The organism is Pseudomonas sp. S3_A03 (assembly GCF_054668275.1).
Window position 1 is genome coordinate 4,493,764 of the sequence record NZ_CP162753.1, and the last position, 18,111, is coordinate 4,511,874.

17 protein-coding genes and 1 pseudogene are annotated in these 18,111 nt (G+C 61.4%); 4 read left to right on the plus strand and 14 right to left on the minus strand.

What is annotated here, in order from left to right:
* Positions 1–24 precede the first annotated feature (24 nt).
* The 3 genes from ubiB to ubiE are packed head-to-tail and all read right to left on the minus strand — an operon-like array spanning position 25 to position 3,019.
* Positions 25–1,629: a ubiquinone biosynthesis regulatory protein kinase UbiB gene (gene ubiB / locus AB4O25_RS20560; RefSeq protein WP_017526549.1), complete on the minus strand. Its 1,605-nt coding sequence runs from the start codon at positions 1,627–1,629 to the stop codon at positions 25–27.
* Positions 1,626–2,249, minus strand: a complete 624-nt coding sequence (locus tag AB4O25_RS20565; RefSeq protein ID WP_017526548.1) for a ubiquinone biosynthesis accessory factor UbiJ — start codon at positions 2,247–2,249, stop codon at positions 1,626–1,628. Before AB4O25_RS20565 ends, ubiB begins: the two co-directional genes overlap by 4 nt.
* The gene (gene ubiE, locus AB4O25_RS20570; protein WP_003171186.1) at positions 2,249–3,019 is read right to left on the minus strand and encodes a bifunctional demethylmenaquinone methyltransferase/2-methoxy-6-polyprenyl-1,4-benzoquinol methylase UbiE; all 771 of its coding nucleotides are present in this window, start codon (positions 3,017–3,019) and stop codon (positions 2,249–2,251) included. Before ubiE ends, AB4O25_RS20565 begins: the two co-directional genes overlap by 1 nt.
* A gap of 144 nt (positions 3,020–3,163) precedes the next feature.
* Between ubiE and AB4O25_RS20575 the strand changes: the two genes are divergently transcribed.
* The 3 genes and pseudogenes from AB4O25_RS20575 to AB4O25_RS20585 all read left to right on the plus strand — a co-directional run bounded on the left by AB4O25_RS20575 (position 3,164) and on the right by AB4O25_RS20585 (position 4,930).
* A complete protein-coding gene (locus AB4O25_RS20575) occupies positions 3,164–3,439 on the plus strand; it encodes a polyhydroxyalkanoic acid system family protein (RefSeq protein WP_017526546.1) in 276 nt (91 codons plus the stop codon).
* 104 nt (positions 3,440–3,543) lie between these two features.
* Positions 3,544–3,967, plus strand: a pseudogene (locus AB4O25_RS20580) (phasin family protein).
* A 12-nt stretch (positions 3,968–3,979) separates the two neighbouring features.
* Positions 3,980–4,930 carry a phasin family protein gene (locus AB4O25_RS20585; protein ID WP_116078961.1) on the plus strand — a complete coding sequence of 317 codons (951 nt, stop codon included), beginning with the start codon at positions 3,980–3,982 and terminating at the stop codon, positions 4,928–4,930.
* 57 nt (positions 4,931–4,987) lie between these two features.
* On the opposite strand, the gene AB4O25_RS20590 is transcribed toward AB4O25_RS20585, so the two are convergent.
* The 6 genes from AB4O25_RS20590 to AB4O25_RS20615 all read right to left on the minus strand — a co-directional run bounded on the left by AB4O25_RS20590 (position 4,988) and on the right by AB4O25_RS20615 (position 11,308).
* A complete protein-coding gene (locus AB4O25_RS20590) occupies positions 4,988–5,515 on the minus strand; it encodes a fimbrial protein (protein WP_065879495.1) in 528 nt (175 codons plus the stop codon).
* Positions 5,516–5,531: 16 nt separating this feature from the next.
* A complete protein-coding gene (locus tag AB4O25_RS20595; RefSeq protein ID WP_065879494.1) occupies positions 5,532–6,479 on the minus strand; it encodes a fimbrial protein in 948 nt (315 codons plus the stop codon).
* Between the two features lie 24 nt (positions 6,480–6,503).
* Positions 6,504–9,026: a fimbria/pilus outer membrane usher protein gene (locus AB4O25_RS20600; protein WP_460149934.1), complete on the minus strand. Its 2,523-nt coding sequence runs from the start codon at positions 9,024–9,026 to the stop codon at positions 6,504–6,506.
* 156 nt (positions 9,027–9,182) lie between these two features.
* Complete coding sequence (locus tag AB4O25_RS20605; protein ID WP_032883364.1) at positions 9,183–9,926, minus strand: fimbrial biogenesis chaperone; 744 nt, start codon at positions 9,924–9,926, stop codon at positions 9,183–9,185.
* A 12-nt stretch (positions 9,927–9,938) separates the two neighbouring features.
* The gene (locus AB4O25_RS20610) at positions 9,939–10,712 is read right to left on the minus strand and encodes a fimbrial biogenesis chaperone (protein WP_460150994.1); all 774 of its coding nucleotides are present in this window, start codon (positions 10,710–10,712) and stop codon (positions 9,939–9,941) included.
* Between the two features lie 32 nt (positions 10,713–10,744).
* The gene (locus AB4O25_RS20615; RefSeq protein ID WP_460149935.1) at positions 10,745–11,308 is read right to left on the minus strand and encodes a fimbrial protein; all 564 of its coding nucleotides are present in this window, start codon (positions 11,306–11,308) and stop codon (positions 10,745–10,747) included.
* Positions 11,309–11,649: 341 nt separating this feature from the next.
* Here AB4O25_RS20615 and AB4O25_RS20620 point away from each other — a divergent pair, with 341 nt between their 5' ends.
* A complete protein-coding gene (locus AB4O25_RS20620; RefSeq protein ID WP_017526537.1) occupies positions 11,650–12,333 on the plus strand; it encodes a response regulator in 684 nt (227 codons plus the stop codon).
* 7 nt (positions 12,334–12,340) lie between these two features.
* On the opposite strand, the gene AB4O25_RS20625 is transcribed toward AB4O25_RS20620, so the two are convergent.
* The 5 genes from AB4O25_RS20625 to AB4O25_RS20645 form a co-directional block, all read right to left on the minus strand.
* The gene (locus tag AB4O25_RS20625) at positions 12,341–12,961 is read right to left on the minus strand and encodes a TetR/AcrR family transcriptional regulator (RefSeq protein ID WP_065879491.1); all 621 of its coding nucleotides are present in this window, start codon (positions 12,959–12,961) and stop codon (positions 12,341–12,343) included.
* A gap of 27 nt (positions 12,962–12,988) precedes the next feature.
* Entirely contained in the window at positions 12,989–14,671 is a 1,683-nt protein-coding gene (gene phaC, locus AB4O25_RS20630; protein WP_460149936.1) for a class II poly(R)-hydroxyalkanoic acid synthase, read from the minus strand.
* A gap of 88 nt (positions 14,672–14,759) precedes the next feature.
* Positions 14,760–15,605: a poly(3-hydroxyalkanoate) depolymerase gene (phaZ, locus tag AB4O25_RS20635; protein ID WP_017526534.1), complete on the minus strand. Its 846-nt coding sequence runs from the start codon at positions 15,603–15,605 to the stop codon at positions 14,760–14,762.
* A gap of 149 nt (positions 15,606–15,754) precedes the next feature.
* The gene (gene phaC / locus AB4O25_RS20640) at positions 15,755–17,434 is read right to left on the minus strand and encodes a class II poly(R)-hydroxyalkanoic acid synthase (RefSeq protein ID WP_017526533.1); all 1,680 of its coding nucleotides are present in this window, start codon (positions 17,432–17,434) and stop codon (positions 15,755–15,757) included.
* A 249-nt stretch (positions 17,435–17,683) separates the two neighbouring features.
* Positions 17,684–18,061 carry a gamma-butyrobetaine hydroxylase family protein gene (locus AB4O25_RS20645; protein WP_017526532.1) on the minus strand — a complete coding sequence of 126 codons (378 nt, stop codon included), beginning with the start codon at positions 18,059–18,061 and terminating at the stop codon, positions 17,684–17,686.
* Between the last annotated feature and the right edge of the window lie 50 nt (positions 18,062–18,111).

Sequence of the window (18,111 nt, forward strand, 5' to 3'; positions counted from 1 at the left end):
TGCAACAGTGTATAACCGGATCGGCTATCGACGCACGATCAGATAAACGCCCACGGCGACCATGATGCCGGCCGGCCAATGGCCCAACTGATTCAACGGGCCGCCAATCGCCAGCATGACCCCGCCCACCAGGTGCGCGGCGCCGAGCAGGCGCAGGAACCAGTCGTCCTTGCGCTTGCGCCACGGCGGCTCCGGGTCCTTGGCGTGGGGTTGGGACATGCGCTCCAACAGGTCGCGGGTCATGTTGGCCAGGTGCGGCAGTTGCTCCATCTGGCTGTGCAGGTTGCCCAGCACGGTCTTGGGGCTCATGCGCTCGCGCATCCAGCGTTCCAGGAACGGCTGGGCGGTGTTCCACAGGTCTAGGTCCGGGTACAGCTGGCGGCCCAGGCCCTCGATGTTGAGCAAGGTTTTTTGCAGCAAGACCAACTGCGGTTGCACTTCCATGTTGAAGCGCCGCGCGGTCTGGAACAGGCGCATCAACACCTGACCGAACGAAATATCTTTTAACGGTTTTTCGAAGATCGGTTCGCACACCGTACGGATCGCCGCTTCGAATTCGTTGAGTTTGGTTTCCGCCGGCACCCAGCCGGAATCGATGTGCAACTGCGCCACGCGGCGATAGTCGCGCTTGAAGAAGGCAAACAGGTTACGCGCCAGGTAGTCCTGGTCTTCCGGGGTGAGGCTGCCGACGATGCCGCAGTCGATCGCAATGTACTGCGGGCTCCACGGGTTGACGGTGCTGACGAAAATGTTGCCTGGGTGCATGTCGGCGTGGAAGAAACTGTCGCGAAATACCTGGGTGAAGAAGATCTCCACGCCGCGCTCGGCGAGCATCTTCATGTCGGTGCGCTGGTCGGCCAGGGTGGCGAGGTCGGTGACCTGCACGCCGTAGATGCGCTCCATCACCAGCACCTTGGGGCGGCACCAGTCCCAATACACCTGCGGCACGTAGAGCAGTGGTGAGCCTTCGAAGTTGCGCTTGAGCTGGCTGGCGTTGGCGGCTTCGCGTAGCAGGTCGAGTTCGTCGTAGATGGTTTTTTCGTAGTCGGCGACCACGTCCACCGGGTGCAGCAGGCGAGCATCGGCGCTGAAACGTTCGGCGGCGCGGGCGAGGATGAACAGCCATGCCAGGTCCTGGCCGATGATCGGCTTGAGGCCGGGGCGGATCACTTTCACCACCACTTCTTCACCGCTCTTGAGCTGCGCGGCGTGCACTTGCGCCACCGAGGCCGAGGCCAGCGGCTCGACATCGAAGCGGCTGAACACGTCGCTGATCGGCTTGCCCAGTTGTGCCTCGATCAACGCCATCGACTGCTTGGAATCGAACGGCGGTACGCGGTCCTGCAGCAGCATCAGCTCATCGGCGATGTCTTCGGGCAGCAGGTCGCGACGCGTGGAGAGGATCTGCCCGAACTTGATAAAGATCGGCCCCAGGTCCTGCAACGCCAGGCGCAGGCGCGCGCCACGGCTCAGCTCCAGCTGTTTGCGCGGGAACCAGCGCCACGGCAGCACGTAGCGCACCGCCAGCAGGAACCACGGCAGGGGCAGGGCGAACAGCAGGTCATCGAGACGGTAGCGGATTACGACGCGCTGGATACGAAACAAACGGCGGACGGCGAGCAGCTTCATGCGTTATCGCTTGGATCAAGGGAACGGCTCAGGCGCTCGAAGCGCGCCTCAAGGCGTTCCAGGTCGATTTTGGCCTTGTCGAGTTCGCGAAAGCGCGCTTGCGCTTCCCGCTGCCCGACCAGGGTGCGCGATTCTTCGCTCAGGTATTCGGCGAGGTTCTGGTTGAGGCTGGCGAACCCTTGCTGGTACCAGCGCGAGCGGCTGCGCAGGTGCCCGCTGATCAAGTGGGTGGCGACGGGGCCGATCCAGCGTGACAGCTCGTATTCCCAATCCAGCTCCAGGTCTTGCAGCACGGCGGCGAGGTCCATCAGCACCGAGCTGTCGCCTTCCAGTGCCACTTCGGCGCTATGCAGGATGGCGGTCTTGTTGCGACTCAGCGCCAGGTGCAGCAGGCTCGACGCCGGCGCGCGCAGGGTGCAGTCGGCGTCGGCGGCCCAGTGGCTGGCTAGCAACAGGCCTTCATCGCTGGGCAGGATAAACAGCTGCAAGGCGGGGCTCGTGCAGTCGACGGCGATGATCTTGCCGTTCAGATGCGCGAGCCGAGCCAGGGCGGTACTGTCCAGGCGCAGCACACGGTTAAGGCCGTGTTCGACGCTGGCGAGCAGGCCTTGCAGCAGCATCAGGGCTTGATACCGCGGTGCAGGGCGACGATGCCGGAAGTCATGTTGTGGTAGGTCACACGGTCAAAACCGGCTTCTACCATCATCGACTTCAGGGTTTCCTGGTCGGGGTGCATGCGGATCGACTCGGCCAGGTAGCGATAGCTCTCGGCGTCATTGGTGATCAGCTTGCCCATCAACGGCATGAACGCGAAGGAGTAGGTGTCGTAGACCTTGGACATCAGCGCGTTGGTCGGCTTGGAGAACTCCAGCACCAACAGGCGCCCACCCGGCTTGAGCACGCGCAGCATCGAGCGGATCGCGTCCTCCTTGTGGGTGACGTTACGCAGGCCGAAGGCGATGGTCACGCAGTCGAAATGGTTGTCGGGGAACGGCAGCTTTTCGGCATCGGCCTGGACGAACTCGATATTGCCGGCGACGCCTTTGTCGAGCAGGCGGTCGCGGCCGACCTTGAGCATCGAACCGTTGATGTCCGCCAGCACCACCTGGCCGGTGGGGCCGACGAGCTTGGAGAACTTGGCCGCCAGGTCGCCCGTGCCGCCGGCGATGTCGAGCACGCGGTTGCCAGTGCGCACGCCCGACAACTCGATGGTGAACCGCTTCCACAGGCGGTGCATGCCGCCGGAAAGCACGTCATTCATCAGGTCGTACTTGGCGGCGACTGAGTGGAACACCTCAGCGACTTTTTCCGCTTTTTGGCTTTCCGGGACGTTCTTGAAGCCGAAGTGAGTGGTGGGTTCGGCATCGCTGCCTTTGCGCTGATCAGTCATATCGCTGTCACCAAAAGAGAATGCGGGACATGATAATCCCCAAGGCCTGCTTTGTCTTGGCAAGGCTGCAGGTAAGATAGCTACCCACCGAGACCTTTTGCCGCATCGAAGGTATTCAAATCCCTATAAAGAGGAATCATCGCGATGGCCCGTATAACCGTTGAGCGGGCACATGCCCTGGGTAAAGAAGGGGCGCGGGCGAAGGCCGAGAAGTTGGCGCTCAAACTCAAGGAGCAATATGGCCTGGAGCCGTCGTGGTCTGGCGATACCTTGAACCTCAAGCGCTCCGGGGTGAAAGGCACAGTATTAGTGGCCGATGATTCTCTGCGCATCGATGTGGAACTGGGCCTGTTGATGTCGGCCATGAGCGGCACTATCAAGTCCGAAATCGAGAAAGCCCTGGATAAGGCATTGGCCTGAGCGCGTGTTCTTAGGGTGCCGATTCTAATTTTTAACCCTACTTTGTGCCCACGCCCTCAACTCCTGCGGGCCGTTCCTCCACCCTATCCTGCGTGAGGTGCACCATGGCCAAAGTTATCCTGAAGAAAAAAAATCGACGTACAAACCGGCGCCCTGACTGACGTTAAAACCTACGCACGCAAGATCTGGCTGGCAGGTCTTGGTGCCTATGCCAAGGTCGGCAGCGAGGGCGGCGAGTACTTCAAAGAGCTCGTTAAGAGTGGTCAACATATTGAAAGTAAAGGTAAAAAAGTTGCCGTTGAACAACTTGATGCCGCCAACAGTCAGATTGACCAAGTCAAGAGTAATGTCACCATTGTCAAAGGTCTGGTAGAAGTTCAGCTGGATAAAGTTGAAAAAGCTTTTGATACTCGCGTTGCAAGTGCCTTGAATCGAATCGGCATTGCGTCTAAACATGACGTGGAGACACTCTCTGCTAAGCTCGAAGAGCTGACGGCATTGCTCGAACGTGTCGCGCGTAAACACTAAGGAGACATCGGGATGGCTGTTAAAAAGACTACTCAGAAAGAAGGCAGCTCGTGGGTCGGGAAAGTTGAAGAATATTCCCGCAAAATCTGGCTCGCTGGTTTAGGCGTGTACTCGAAGATCGACAGTGACGGCAGCAAACTCTTCGAGACTTTGGTTAAAGACGGCGAAAAGGCCGAGAAGTTGACCAAGAGCGCAGTGGGTAAACAAGTGGGTGCTGCTAAAGCGACCGCCGGTTCACGCATCAGCGATGCGAAGAAACAGGTATTGGGGACTTGGGGCGAACTCGAAGGGGCGTTGGACAAGCGCCTTAACAGTGCCATTTCACGCTTGGGCGTTCCCAGCAAAGCGGAACTGAAGGCGCTGCACAGTAAGGTCGATACCCTGACCAAGCAAATCGAAAAACTCACCGGCGCCAAAGTGGCTCCAGTGAAAACCGCCGCGGCTAAGCCTGCCGCTAAAACGGCTGCCGCCAAGCCAGCCGCTAAAGCCGCCGCCAAACCCCTGGTAAAAGCTGCGGCCAAACCAGCGGCCAAGGCACCCGCGAAGGCCGCCGTCAAACCAGCGGCCAAAACCGCGGCAGCCAAGCCTGCGGCAAAACCGGCCGCTAAGCCAGTCGCTGCAAAAGCGACTGCCAAGCCCGCCGCTAAACCAGCTGCCAAGCCGGCCGCGAAACCCGCCGCTAAAGCCGCTGCAAAACCTGCGGCCAAGGCGGTTGCAAAACCTGCCGCCAAACCTGCGGCTAAAGCGGTTGCCGCCAAACCTGCCGCCGCCAAGCCAGCGGCAAAACCCGCTGCCGCGAAGAAGCCTGTGGCCGCGAAAAAACCAGCAGCGCCCAAGCCGGCTGTCGCGGCCAAGCCTGCCACCCCTGCCGTTTCCACGGCCAACTCGGTCTCCGCGCCGACGCACGCGGCTACGGCTCCTACTGCAACGCCGGTTACGCCGACGCCCTCCAGTCAGTCCTGATTTTTTCCAGGATATAAAAATGCCCGGCCTGTGAAGTCCGGGCATTTTTTTGCGTGCTCAATTGTAGGTAATCGACACGGTGACGGCGCTGGCCAGGGTGCCCTGGGTGACCGCTGCGCCGGTTTTATAGTAGGCCGCACTGAGTGGCAGCACAGCTTTGTTACCGCTCGTGGTCACGGTACGGCTGCGCTGAGCCTCCGTGCCGTTGGCAGGGATGGCATACAAGGGAGAGGCCCGGTGTATCAGCCACAACGCGGTACCGCTCGAGGTGCCCGTATTGGAAAACAGAATGGGGTTCTCGTGCGCGGGCGTGCCGGCGAATTGGAAAACCACCGTGCGTATGTCCGACTCGCAATCGGCGGAGACCTCGAAATCAAGCGAACCCGCACTTGGGCTTGCGTCAAAGTCCGAAATTTTGATGGCCGGCAAGGTGATGGTGCGGTTCACGTCGCCGGCGCTGAGGTCACAGGTGCCACCGTTGACCTGACCGGCAAAGGTCAGCGTACCCGTGGTGGCGGCGAGCACCGTTTGGCTCGCCAGGCTCACATTGATTGCCAGCAGCAGGGGCAGTTTAAGGAAGCTCATGGGTCGTTCTCGGGGTTCAGTTGTAGGTGATGGTGACGGTAGCGGTGCTGGCGAGGGTACCTTGGCTGACCGTGCCGTTTCGGTGATAAGCCGCGCCGAGCGGCAACACCGCTCGATTGCCGGAGACCGCTACCGTGCGTGTGTTTTCGGTGCCGTTCGCGAGGATATTCTGGGTTCTCCCACCCACGCGCGAGTACAGCCATAGCGCAACGCCGCCGGCCGTGCCTGTATTGGCAAAGAGCCGGTCATCGCCTGGCGCGGGGGTGCCGGAAAAACTGAAGGTCACAGTGGCGGCATTGCTGCAGTGGGCCGTTAACTCAAACTCGCGCGCACCGGTGTACAGCGCATGTTGAAAGGCGCTGACTTGCACCGGGTCAAGGGAAACCGTGCGGTTGACGTCACCGGCCGCCAAGTCGCAGGTGGCCACGGGGCTGACGAAACGTACCGAGTTGCCGAGCCGCAGGATCATGTTCGGCTCCGTATGCCAGTAGTACCTGAAGATCTCACCGCTGTTCATGACCCCGGCGGGCGTCGGTCCGATTTTGTAGAACGCCGCCTCCGCATTGGTGAGGGTTACCCAGGTTCCCTCGTTCGCGAAGGCCGCTTGATTGTGTATGGCAAAGGCCGTAGTCACTCCGCGTGCGTCTTTCATGAAGATGCGCAGGCCGATGCCTGGCACTTCGGTGAGATAGGTGAGCGTGCCCGGGTCTCGTAAGTTGGGGTATTTGCCAATGACCGTTACCTGGGTAGAGGTGGGGCAGCGGATAAACAGGCCGGGTGCGGTCCCGCTGAACGGCTGTCGGGTAATCAGGCTGCCCACGGGAAGATTGTCCGGCACGGTGATCGTCGCGGCGAGCGTGAGGGTATGGGTCGTGGCGCTGGGGTAGCTGTCGCATGCCGCGTGGGCCGCTATCGACCCGCCACAACCCAATAGCGTCAAAACGAGTGTGATCGAGTGTTTCATGCTGGGCCTCGCAAAATGAGTTTTTCAGACAGGGTTGGCGCCGGCTTCACAGGTGCCCGCGTTCAGGTGGCGTAACCGCTGGGTGTTATCGCTGGAAACTGGCGTGCCTGCGCCATAGGTCAACCGACACAGGGTTTGCGCACCCGCGCCCCACTTGACCGTCAGTTGCCCTTGCGGGCGGGACACGCGCACAAAGGCTTTGCCGCCCTGGCCAACAATCCCGACGCTGGCGCCATCCTCATCGAATACGTCCGAGCCGAACGGCAGCGCGCTGCCATCGTCGCGCCGTGCAGTAATCAACAGGGCCTGGCCGCTCACGGTCGCAAATTGCAGCTTCACCACCGCGCCGGCGCGGGGTGCCACGTTGTGCGACGCGGTCTTGAGTTCTATGTCGACGGCAAGGTCTTTGGGGTCCAACTCCACGACATTCTTGCGGTAGGGCGTGAGATGGGGCACTACGGCAAAGCCGCGCCGGCCAATCTGGGCGCCGTGGTTGCCATTGATGCGCGCGCCGACCGCACCCGGTGCCTGGACGATGCCAACCGTATCGCCCAGTTCGGGGGCGAACGTCACGCCGCCCGCATGGGCCACGATGCCGCCGGTCATGCCGAACGATGTCGAGCGATAGGCATTGCTCTGGCCGTAGCCGGCGGACAGCACGCCATGGCTGGTCTGGTATTTCATGTCGGCGCTGGTGGCGTTGCCGCTGCCGTCGGCCCGGCTGGCGTTCAAACCATAACTGAGTTCGCTGCGCTCACCCATGCTGCCGCCCAGGCTCACGCGCTCGCCACTGCTCTGGTCGCCCCGATAGACGGTGGTGGTCAGGGTCGGTGAACGCGCACCGCGGCCCAATGGCAGGCTGAATGACAGGTCAAACTGCTGGTCGACCCGTTCGCTGAGCAGGTCGCGGGTGCGCTGCACGCTGACGGTGTAATGCAGCTTTTGCCAATGGCTGCTGTAGCCGGCCGTGAAGGTCAGGTTGCCATTGGTGCGGTTCCAATAGTGCTGCGAGGAACCGGTCAAAAAAACCGAGCCGTTGCCCAGGCTCTGGTTGAGGCTGATGTCCATCCGGTCGCGCAGGCGCGAGACGCTGTCGCCTTTGAACCCGTCGATAGCCAGGTCGCGAACGCGGGCGGCGTCGCTCACGCTGAGGAAACCGGCGGTGGAGTAACGGTATGCACCGAGGGCAAAGTGGGTGCCTGTGTCGGCGAAGTTCTTGCTGTAGCGCACCTGTACGCTTCGCCCCTCGCGCGAGCCGTGGCCCGGCAGGCGAGCGTTGGAGCGGGTCAGGTCGAGCGACAGCGCACCCAGCGGGGTATTGAAGGCCGCGCCCAGCAACTGCGATTGGTAGTCGTCGCTGAGCACCGCGCCGGTGTAGCCGGTCAGCAGGTTGCTCAGGCCTTGTTGATACGTCGCCTGGGCCAGCGAAGGCGGGTGGCGCAGGCCGATCTCATCCAGCGTGCCGACACTGACTGAGTAGCGTTGATAGCCGGGGCGCAGCAGGTTGGCGTTGGCGGCAAACGGCACGATGAATTCACGGGTGCGGCCGTCGGCCTCGGTGATCGTCACGCTGAGGTCGCCGCCGTAACCGGTGGGGAACAGGTCATTGAGCACGAACGGGCCGGGCGCCACGGACACCTCGTCCAATAGCACCCCGCGCTGGCGCACGCTGACCCGTGCGTTGGTTTCGGCGATGCCGCGCACCACCGGGGCAAAGCCGGTCCGGGCGTCAGGCAACATCCGATCATCACTGGCCAGGCTGGTGCCGCGCAGGCGTACGCTGTCGAACAGTTCACCCGGCGTGTAGAGTTCGCCCACCGTCAGTTGGGCCTGCAATGCGCTGATTTCACGCTGCACATACGTGGCGCTGCGTTGGTAGCCGGAGGTCGTCTGGGTGCGGGTGTAGCTGCCGTTGTGGCGCCAATGCCAATCGCCGAGATTGAGCCCCGCATTCACGCCCAGGTAGCTGGAACTCAGCGAACGATCACCGGCCTGTGTGGCAAAGGTATTGGCGTTATAGCGCACAAAAGCGGCATTGATGCCGCTGTCCCAGTGCTGGGGGTCAACATAACCCCGTGGCTGACGTTTGAGGTAGATCTGCGGGACTTGCAGGTCCAGGCGGCTTTCGCCCGATTCAAACCGGCTGCTGGCGCCTGGCAAGTACGCGGCGATGTCAGCGCAGCTGGAAAGCGCGGAAGCTTGCACCGCCGCCAGATCAATCCCGAACCTGAGCAGCGCATCGCGCTCCAGGCACAATTGCGCCGACTTGTGGCCGGCGACGGCCGCAAAGGCCAATGTCTCGCGGCCGATCCACTGGCCGTTGAGGTAGACCTCGGTGCGATAGCTGCCGGGCAGCACCACATTGCCTTGGTTGAAGCGTGAAATATCAACCTGCAAGCCGGTGGCGCCATCCGGGAAGAACGCCGGGTTGAACTCGACATGCTCGGCGCAGTGGCCGCTCAGTGCGTGGGCGCTTCCCGCCAGCAACACGCCGCGCACCGAACGCTTGAACCGTTGGTGTCTCACCGATGCTGTCTTCAAACTCATGTTTAGCGTACTCAAACAGTGGTTGTGCAAATGTGGGCATGGGGAGCCCCTGCCCAAGCCAATGGGCATCGACCGAAGCGGTGCGAATCACCTGGCCGGCCTGCCGCGACAGGCCATGATTGGCGCCAGCCGGCTATGCCCTAAGGCCGTGCGCGGTCATGGCAATACCTCGGCGTTGTGGGAGACCGTTACGCCAAAGTCATCCAGAGTCTGGAACACCACGTTGGTCGTGCGGCCTGGAAAAGAGCTGAGCGTCGGCAGCTCGAAACGCCTGCGCCCGCCGGGCATCACCATGTTTTCGGGGCCCGACGCCGCCGATTTGCGGGGGTGACGCTGGCCCGAGACCTGCACGTCGATCTGTTCGAAGGTCAGGTGATAGGGCGTCGGGTTAAAGACCTCCAGCGCTTGGCCGTGCTCACCCGAGACGCGTCGCCACTGCAGTTTTGCTGGCGCCGCCTCGACCGCGTAAGGCAAGTTGTGTGGGCGCAAAAACAGCTTGATACGAGTGCGGAAGGCCAACTGCAATTGATTGCTGTGCCGAGCGCCGTGGGGCTGTGAGGGCACCTCCAGCACGTTGAACCAGAACAGGCTTTCTTGCGCAGGCGCTAAGGCTTCACCTGTGTAGGCCAGGCGCACCACGTGTTGCTTGCCGGGTTCCATGCGAAAAATCGGCGGTGTGGCGACGAAGGGGATGTCGGTCAGCCCCGGGGTTGAATGCTCATCGCCGCGATCCAGCCAGACCTGGACCAATACCGGCACCTGGTTTTTGCTTTCCAGCCTGACCGTTACCTCTTTGTCGTTCTGGGGGTAAATAATCCGCGTGCTGTTGATGACAACACCGGCGTGTGCCGTGAGCGCGCTCATCAGCACAATGCTCGCCAGCACAGGTAAAACCGACATCGCCTGCATGGGTTATCCGCCGCTGTAGGTCAGGTCAGCCGAGTGCTGCACTCGGGCGCCAAAGTCGCTGACCGTGGTGAACTCCACCCTGGCCGCGTGGCTGGGGCGGTTGCGCAATTGGGGCAATACAAACCGCTTCACGTCGCCTGCCGGCAGCATCAGGCTGTCGTCGGCGGCCTGGTTCGGTGCCTTGCTGAACCGCTTGGCGCCGCTGACCAATACCACCGTGGCCAACGAAATATGGTACGGCGTGGGGTTGCTGGCCTGCAGGGCGAACCCGCGATCATGGGCCACCAGGCGCCACTGCAATTTTGAGGCGGCCGCCGTGACCGGATAAGGCAGCGACGCCGGCCGCAGGAACACCCGCAAACGCGTGCGAAACGACATTTCGAGCTGGTTGTTCTGCGCGGCATCGGCCGACAGCGGCGGCACCTCCAGCACGTTGAGCCAGAACAGCCGTTCGCGGTCGACGGGCAGCGATTCGCCGGTATAGCGCAGGCGCAGTGCCTGCTGCTGGTTGGGCTCGATGCGAAACAAGGGCGGTGAAAGGGCGAACGGCGTCTGGGCGGTTGCCGGGGTGGAGTGTCGGTCACCGCTGTCGAGCCACGTCTGTACCAGCGTCGGGCGGTCTCCCTTGTTCTCCAGGCGCACAATCACCTCCTGCCGCTCGGCGGGGTAGATCACCCGAGTGCCATGCACAATCACGCCGGCCATGGCGGGCGGCGCAAACGCGGGCAGGCCTGCAACGGCACAGCAGGCAAGCACGAGGGCGGTGATTGTTTTCATCATGGTGATCTCTTCGCGCTCCTGGCGGCGCTCTACTCGGCGTACTCGACCATAAAGCCGACACGCGTCTTGACCGTGCCTTCGGTCGCGGCGCCACTGGCGAACATTTGTGCTGCCAGGGGGATGATGGCCTGGTTGTCGGCAATCACCACGCCATCGGATTTATCGGTGTAGACATTGATCGGGACGCCGTCGCGGCGCGTTATTTCAACTTGCACGTTCTTGGCGGTGGTGTCGGCCGGGTCGTCGTGACCATCGATATTCAGGCGCCCGGTGGCTACATCGATGGCCGGGCTGGTGGGGTCGAAGGCAACCATGGCGGTGCGCCCATTGGTGCAACTGGCCTCGCCGGGCGCACCGATACGAATCGTGAAACCGGTCAGGTTGGAGCGACTGCCCGCGGTTGCCAGTCGCGAAGCGCTCACGCCGCCCAGGTTGACGTTTTTGACCACTGCGCGGGTGCCCGGCGTTGCACTTTCGATTGTGCAGGTCACATCGGAGACAAGCCCGGTGAAGTTGATCACACCGTCAGCGGCATTTGCCGCAGCACTCAAGGCAAGAACGGCCGCGGCGGTGGAGAGAGCGTAAAGGTTCATCGTATGTCCAGTTATTAAGTGAGGTGTAACTCGCCTCCGGTTAATGCGGCCTGGGTCTTGGCGATCGCATCTTTCTGGATTGGCGTTGAGGACAATTTGTATCAAAAGTTGAACGCGCTCTATAGAAAACCTACGAATAACCGTTCGTGATTGTTCGAAATCGTGTTGTTTTGTTTATTGATTTTGAAGTTGCGTTTCTGTGTGTAAGAAAACGACTCAGCTGTTTCCTTCAGTTATTACTGTAAGGCGCGGCATTAAATAACCTGCCTTAATATTGAAGCCGCTCAAGTGCTGAGCTATACCGGGCTCAGCGTGTTGTATTTACCGACGCAGGTGTTCAGATGCGTACTTCCACTGCGTATACCGTGATGTTGTTGGATGACCATGAAATGGTTCGCCAAGGCATTGAGCTGAGCCTGAGTAAAGAGTCCGATATCGAAGTGATCGGTTCCTTCGCCACGGCGCGAGACCTGCTGGAGGCGCTATCCCGGCGGTTGGCGGATGTGGTGGTCATGGACTTCGCCCTGGCGCCGTCGGACCTCGATGGCCTCAGCCTGATCAAAGCGCTGCACAGGCGCTTTAGCAGTTGCCGGCCGTTGGTGGTGTTTTCGCACTGCACGCCGGCCACCGTTTCATTGTCATTGAAGGCCGGGTGCTGGGGGATCCTGGGTAAAACGCAAAACCTGGCGGACCTGTTCACGGCTATTCGAACGGTTGCCCAGGGGCGTCTTTATCTACAGCCCAGTAGTGTATTGGCACTGCAAGACCTGCACGCGGGGCGTGATGTTGCAAATAAACAGGCGGACTTGGCGAGCGCTCTGCAACTCAGTAGCGGCCTCACGCCCAAGGAACAGGAAGTACTAAGGTGTTTTCTGGACGGGATGAGCGTCAATTCAATTGCCGCCAAGTTTTCGCGCAGCGCAAGTACGATCAGCACGCAAAAACAATCGGCTTATCGAAAGCTGGGTATTTCCAGCGACAGTGAACTGTTCAAGTTCACTCAGCAGTTCGGCAAGCCGGCATAACCGCCGGTCAAGTCGGATCGTCCAGATAACGCAGCGCCAGGCGTTGCGTTGCCTGGCGTGCGGGCGGCAACAGATGGGGCGCCACCAGCATCATGATCTGGTAGACCACCACCCGCACCTCGCCTTCGCGGTCGAGGATGCGCTGGTAGTCCAGGGAAAACAGCAAGGTCATGGTGATCTGTTCCACCAACTGCCCCAGCGCCTGGGTGTCGCTGACCAACTGCCCGGCCGCCTTCAGCCGCGCCAGCAATGACGCCAGGGTGCGCTTGAGCGCGGTGAGCAGGTGGCGAATGCCCTTGGCCAGTTTCGGCAGGCGCCCGGCCAGGTTGGACAGGTCCTGGAACAAAAACCGGTAATGGGCCAAACGTTCGACGATCAGGTGCAGGAACAGCCAGTAATCCTGGGCCTCCAGCTGTGCGTCCGCCGGTGGGTCGAGCAGCGGCGCCAGCTCGTTTTGAAAGCGCTCGAACAACCCAAGTACCAGCGGCTCCTTGCCATGGAAGTGGTAGTAGAGGTTGCCGGGGCTGATCCCCATTTCGTTGGCGACTTCCATGGTCGACACGTTCGGCTCGCCCTTTTGGTTGAACAACTGCAGGGCGCATTCAAGGATACGGTCGCGGGTCTTCATCCAGTCTTCTTAATGTGATCGTTGAGCTCAGCGCACACGCACGTAAGTGCCCGGCGCCGCTTCCATCGGTGGGTAATTCTGGTTGCCCAGGGCGGTGAGGGTTTCGCGTTGCACGCCCGAGCGCTGCTGGATCCAGTCCAGCCACTGCGGCCACCAGCTGCCTTCGACATGATTGGCGTCGTAGTACCAGGCGCGCGGGTCGCTGCTCAGCTTGGGGTTCTCGACGTAGTTGGCCTTGGGGTTGCCCGGCGGGTTGAGGATGCTCTGGATATGCCCGCTGTTGGACAGCACGAAGCGCCGGTCGCCCCCGAGCAATTGCGTGGAGCGGTACACCGCGTCCCACGGCGTTATGTGGTCGTTGATCCCGGCGACGCTGAAGCTGTCCACCGTGACTTTCTGCAAGTCGATGGGCGTGCCGCACACCTCCAGGCCGCCCGCGTGGGTCAGTGGGTTGTGCTTGAAGAAATCCAGCAGGTCGCCATGCAGCGCAGCGGGCAGGCGGGTGTTGTCGTTGTTCCAGTACAGGATGTCGAAGGCCGGCGGTTCCTTGCCCAGCAGGTAGTTGTTGATCCAGTAGTTCCAGATCAGGTCATTGGGGCGCATCCAGGCGAACACTTTGGCCATGTCGCGGCCGTCCAGCACGCCTTGCTGGTAGGAGCGGCGCTTGGCGGCTTCCAGGGTCTGCTCATCGGCGAACAGCATGGCCGGGCCGTCGATCTGGCTGTCGAGCAGGCTCACCAGGTAGCTGGCGCTGGAGACGCGTCGCAACTGACGCTTGGCTTGCAGGTGGCCTTGCAGGGCGGCGATGGTCAGGCCGCCGGCGCAGGCGCCCATCAGGTTGACCTCGCGGGCACCGGTGATCGCCCGGCACACGTTGAGTGCTTCCTCCAGCGCCGCCACATAAGTGGAAAGACCCCATTCGCGATGCCGCACGTCGGGGTTGCGCCAGCTGACCATGAACGTCTGCAAGCCATTCTTGAGCGCGTATTGCACAAAGCTGTTGGCCGGGCTCAGGTCGAAAATGTAGTACTTGTTGATCTGCGGCGGCACGATCAACAGCGGCCTGGCGTACTGTTTTTCGCTCATGGGCTTGTACTGGATCAGCTCCAGCAGCTCATTGCGAAACACCACCGAGCCTGGGGTGGTGGCGACGGTCTTGCCCACTTCGAATGCATGCTTGCTGACTTGGCGCGGCAGGCCATTGTTGTGCAGCAGGTCGTCGAACAGGTTGCTCACACCGCGCACCACGCTGTTGCCGCCGGAGTTGAGCAGTTCCTTGATCGCCAGCGGGTTGAGCAGGGTATTGGAGGGCGACACCGCGTCATTGATCAGGGCCAAGGCAAAGTGCGCGCGGGCCTGGTCGTCGGCGCTCAGGGCGCTGTCATCGATCCAGTGGCGAGTCTGCTTCTGCCAGCTCAGATAGGCTTGCAGGCTGCGCCGGTAGAAGGGGTTGAGCGTCCAGGTGGGGTCGACGAAGCGGCTGTCGCGCGGGTTGGGTTCATGCACCGTCTCCCCGAGCAGCACGCGACCCAATTGGCCACCCAGGGCCAGGGCGTGACGGGCGGTATGCACCGGGTTGCGCAGGCCGTGAGCGGCAACGTTACGCAGCGTGGACAGCAAATCCCGGCCGCGCAGGCCGGTGATTGCGTTTTGCGCATTGATAAACGCGGCAGGGGTGGGCGCCGGGTTCGTCACGGGTCTTTCTCGCATGAGCCAACACTCCTTCGTCAAACCATCAACAGGCACGCCAATTCAGAACCATAGCCGGTTCCCGGCAAGTTGCGCGGCGGTGTGGTCCTTACACCGCGGGTCTTGGGTGAATCACGGCGCGCAGGCGCTCCTCCTCCAGAAACTTCATGATGATCGGTGCCACGGCCTCGGCCCGGGTGATCAGGAACAGATGCCCGTCATCGATGATGTGCAACTGTGCGTTGGGAATGCGCCAGGCGAGCATGCGCATGTTGACCAGCGGGATCAGCGGGTCGTCGTCCCCCGCCAGTACCAGGGTTGGCTGGCGGATCTTGTGCAGCCAGTGGATGCTGGTCCAGCCCAGCCCGGCGAACAGCTGCCAGTAATAGCCGAGCTTGCCGGCCGAGCGCACTTTGCTGGCATGCTCGGCGGCCAGCTTGGAATCGCGGCGGAATGAGCCGCCATAAATCATCGGCGCGATGCGCACCACGTGGGACGGCTGGATGTAGCGGCGTGGGCTGGCCATCAGCCACAGCACCTTGGGCTTGCCCGGCACCATAAAGGCGCCGGCCGCGGTGGCGGCCAGAATCAACTTCTTGCAGCGCTCCGGGTAGTCATAGGCAAACTGCTGCGCCAGCGCCCCGCCCCAGGACACCCCAACCGCATTCACCTGGCCATAATCCAGGTAATCGAGCATGCGCGCGGTGAGTTTGGCCAGGCCGGGAAAGCGGTAGGGCCGCTTGGGCGTGGACGAACCGCCCACGCCCGGTACATCGAAGGCGATCACTTCCAGGTCCGGGTCCAGCGCCTGTACAAACGGAAACACCAGCTCAAGGTTGGCGCCGATGCCGTTGAAAATCAGCAGCGGCGTCAAGTGAGGCTTGCCTGGGCGTACCGCCGTGCGGATGGTCTGGCCATCCAGGTCGATGGTACGGAAGATGAACGGTTGCGGCATGCTCAAGCCCTGTGAAGTGTTACAGCCGGAGTGCGGTCCAAATGGGGGAGGGGGCTTGCTCCCGATTGCAATTGCTCAGCCAATGGATCAGCTGACTGACACACCGCTATCGGGAGCAAGCCCCCTCCCACATTTGATCCCATTTCAATCTAGCGCTCGTGTACATAGGTTCCAGGTGCCGCTTCGGCTGCGACGTACGTTTTATTGCCTAATGACGTCGGCGCCTTCTTCAGCTTGCCCGCCCGTTCCGCCTGCCAGGCCTGCCAATGCAGCCACCACGAATCCGTGTGCTTGGTCGCGTTTTCTTGCCATTCCAGCGGCTTGCCCGCCAGGCTGTCGCTGGTCTGATAGCGTGCCTTGGGGTTGCCGGGCGGGTTGAGGATGCTCTGGATATGCCCGCTGCTGGACAGCACGAACTCCACCTTGCCGCCAAACAGCTGCGCCGACTTGTAGCAAGACTGCCACGGCGTGATGTGGTCGTTGGTACCGGCCAGTGAATAGATATCGGCGGTCACTTGCTTGAGGTCGATGGGGGTGCCGCACACTTCCAGCGCGTTGGGGCGCACCAGCGGGTTGTTCTTGAACAGCTCGATCAGGTCACCGTGGAACGCCGCGGGCAAGCGCGTGGTGTCGTTGTTCCAGAACAGGATGTCGAACACCGGCGGCTCGTTGCCCAGCAGGTAGTTGTTGACCCAGTAATTCCAGATCAGGTCGTTGGGGCGCATCCAGGCGAACACTTTGGCCATGTCGCGGCCTTCCAGCACGCCGGCCTGGTAGGAGTGGCGCTTGGCTGCTTCCAGGGTTTGCTCGTCGACGAACAAGGCCACCTGAGTGTCCAGGGTGGTGTCGAGCACGCTGACCAGCAGGGTCAGGGCGTTGACCTTTTTCTCCCCCAGCGCGGCGTAGTGACCGAGCAGGGCCGTGCAGGTGATGCCGCCGGAGCAGGCGCCGAGCATGTTGATGTCTTTGCTGCCGGTGATCGCCGTGACCACATCCACCGCTTCCTTGAGCGCCTCGATATAGGTCGACAGGCCCCATTCACGCTGGGCCTTGGTCGGGTTGCGCCAGCTGACGATAAACGTCTGCTGCCCATTGCGCAGGCAGAAGCGCGCCAGGCTTTTATCCGGGCTCAGGTCGAACACATAGAATTTGTTGATTTGCGGCGGCACCACCAGCAGCGGGCGCTCGTGCACCTGCTCGGTGATCGGCTTGTACTGGATCAGCTCCAGCACGTCATTGCGAAACACCACCGCGCCTTCGGTGGTGCCCAGCGATTTACCGACTTCAAAGGCGCCCATATTGACCTGGCTCGGCATGCCGCCGTTGTGCACCATGTCTTTGGCCAGGTGCGACAGACCGTCGAGCAGGCTCTTGCCGCCGGTTTCGAAGAAGCGTTTGACCGCCGCCGGGTTGGCCGCGCTGTTGGTCGGTGCCATGGCTTCGGTCATCAGGTTGATCACGAAGTGGCCGCGGCTGATGTCCTGTGCGGGAAGGTTACTGTCACCGATCCAGTCGTGCAGTTCCTTGCGCCACGCCAGGTAGGTTTGCAGGTAGCGTTTGTAGAGCGGGTTCTGGCTCCAGGCCGGGTCGTGAAAGCGACGGTCGTCGCTCTCGGGCACCAGCGCGGATTTGCCGAACATCACATTCTTGAGTTCCACGCCAAAGTGGGCGACGTGTTTGACGCTGTGCAACGGTTGCTTGATGGCTTGGGTCAGCACCATCTTCGCCGAGGCCAATAAATCCTTTTTGCGTAACGCGATGATCGGGTTCAGCCCCAGGGTGTTTTCCGAGGCCTGGCGTTTCAAGTCATCGTTGTTCTTGTTACTCATCTACGACGCTCCATTGTCCGAAAGACGAGTACCGGGTACCGCTGCGTACGAAGTTTCGATACACAACACAAGCCTGGTACTGCGACTCGGGTGACCGTTGATACCGCATCGTCAAATGCAGGGAACTTGCCAGTTCCATTGGTTACCCGAGTTTAATTTTTTTCGCAAGCGGGCCAATCGTTGGCCACGAGACAGGGCATTCAAGCAGATGAAATTAGAAAATGCCCTCTAAAGAGCAAGAAGCCTGGGCTAGAGCATCAGCCGCACGACCGACTGACTCGGGTCGCGGGTTTTTCCGGCAGCCTTGAGCTCGGCGAGATAATCGGCCCACAGCGCGTCCTGACGCACGGCCAATTGGTAGAGGTAGTCCCACGTGAACAGCCCGCTGTCATGCCCATCGTCGAAGGTCAATTTCAGTGCGTACTGACCGGCCGGTTCCAGCTTGATCAACCTGACGTTGAGCTTGCCGTATTGCAGGATGGGTTTGCCGTGGCCCTGGACCTCGGCGGAAGGGGAGTGCACTCGCAGGAATTCGGCGGGCAGTTGGTAGGTTTCATCCGGCCCGTAAGTGAGGCTGAGGGTGTTGGAGGTTTTGTGCAGGTTTACGGCAGTCGGAAATTTGGACATTGGAGATAACCCTGAAATGTGGGAGCAAGCCCCCTCCCACATTGAAGCAA